Below are 1,053 nucleotides of genomic sequence, written 5' to 3' on the forward strand. Positions count from 1 at the left end.
TGAGCAGGATCAGGTCGTAGGGACCGTCCAGCTCGCGGGCCGTGACGGCCCGGACGGGAATCGTCTCGTCGTACCCCGGCCCGTAGACGCGGAGGCCCTGGCGCAACTGCTCGGCGCGGGGTGGACGGACCAGGAACGTGATGTCACGTCCGGCCTGGACCAGACGGGTCCCGAAGTACCCGCCGGTGGCTCCGGCTCCCACAATCAGAGTCTTCATGGTCATCTTTCCTCGTGTCGTGCGGATGGGTGTGAGGGACGGGCTGTTCATCGGGCTGATCCCCGGTGTTGCTCCGGTGCGGCTGTCCGGTCCCCGTCCGGGGACGGAGCCTCCAGCGGGGGGACGCTGGGCGAGGGCTTCGCCCACCCCTCCCGCACGCGCCGCCGGGTCCAGTCGCTGGACTCGGAGATGATCGCCTCCAGGGGGCCCTTGCCCAGGGAGCTGCGCCACATCAGCGCGAACAGCATGAAGGAGATGACCTGGATCCACAGGTTCACGACCGGCTGGTCCTCCGGCAGGATCTCGAGCATCATGACGATGCAGTGGGCCGAGTAGAGGGTCAGCGTCATCGCACCGATCGCGGTGAAGGGCGTGAAGACCCTGCCCCCGCCGCGGGTGATGAGCAGGGCGAAGCCCAGCACGGCCATGGCCGCCCCCAGCGTGTGGAGCGTGCTCAGCGGGGTCTCGGAGTAGGGCGCGACGGTGGCCAGCCACCACCAGGACGAATCCGGCAGCAGGGTCGTCTCCGGACCGAAGGTCAGCACCTCGGCGATCTCGTCCGCATCGAGTTCCGGAGTCGCCCCGATCAGGCGCTGCAGGCCGCCGACGGGGCCGAGCAGGAACATCGACAGGGCCCAGGCCGCGGCGGCCAGCGCCGAGCCCCAGCCCAGGAGCCTGAGCGCCAGCGTGCGGGACGTCAGTGCCTGCCGTCCGATGACCATGCCCACGCAGAGGTAGACCATCCACATGGCCGCCGGGTAGAAGCCGGTCACCACCATGTCCGAGAGGAACGGCAGCGGTTGCTGGGCTGCGGTGACCAGCGTGTAGTCGGCGTC

The 1,053-nt window shown here is 69.5% G+C and carries 1 protein-coding gene and 1 pseudogene; both read right to left on the reverse strand.

Features of this window, described 5'->3' with window-relative positions:
• On the reverse strand, positions 1-223 hold a 223-nt coding region (locus PLJ28_RS15960; RefSeq protein WP_324590454.1), incomplete at its 3' end, for a ketopantoate reductase family protein.
• Positions 224-264: 41 nt separating this feature from the next.
• A pseudogene (locus PLJ28_RS15965) lies at positions 265-1,053 on the reverse strand (hypothetical protein); the annotation flags it as partial.

This window comes from Citricoccus sp. (assembly GCF_035445025.1).
GTDB lineage: Bacteria > Actinomycetota > Actinomycetes > Actinomycetales > Micrococcaceae > Citricoccus.